Origin of the sequence: Stenotrophomonas geniculata ATCC 19374 = JCM 13324 (assembly GCF_001431625.1) — a bacterium.
GTDB classification, from domain to species: Bacteria; Pseudomonadota; Gammaproteobacteria; order Xanthomonadales; family Xanthomonadaceae; genus Stenotrophomonas; species Stenotrophomonas geniculata.
In genome coordinates, this window is record NZ_LLXT01000065.1 from 1 (window position 1) to 569 (window position 569).

Consider the following 569-nt stretch of genomic DNA (forward strand, 5'->3'; position numbering starts at 1 on the left):
GCCACGGCACCGTAGTGGCAGCGTGCGCGATCATCGCGCTGGCCATCTGCGGCAACATCGCCGCGCGCCTGATTCCCAAGGTCGATGCCGGCGACCCGAACCTGAAGATCAACTGGAACCCGCTGCCGGAGTCGCTTGCGGTGCTGCGCATGGCGCGCCAGCAGAAGGCGGTGCGCAATTCGATCCTGGGTGTGTCCTGGTTCTGGTTCGTCGGCACCGTGCTGACCTCGCAGCTGCCGGCCTATGCCGTGACCAACCTCGGCGGTGAGCCGACCCTGTACATCTTCGCGCTGGCCCTGTTCTCGGTCGGCACCGGCATCGGCTCGCTGCTGTGCGAGAAGCTGTCGGCACGCACGGTGGAAATCGGCCTGGTGCCGCTGGGTGCGTTCGGCATGACCGCGTTCCTGCTCGACCTGTACTTCGCCCGCAGTGGCGAAGCAACGGTGCACGGGCTGACCATCGGCACGTTCCTGCAGCAGCCGGGCAGCATCCGCATCGTCATCAACCTGATCGGCATCGGCCTGTTCACCGGCATCTTCGTGGTGCCACTGTTCGCGCTGATCCAGAGC

1 pseudogene is annotated in these 569 nt (G+C 66.1%); it reads left to right on the forward strand.

The annotated features are described in order from the left end of the window. Positions 1 to 569: pseudogene (locus ARC63_RS03495) on the forward strand (glycerol acyltransferase); the annotation flags it as partial.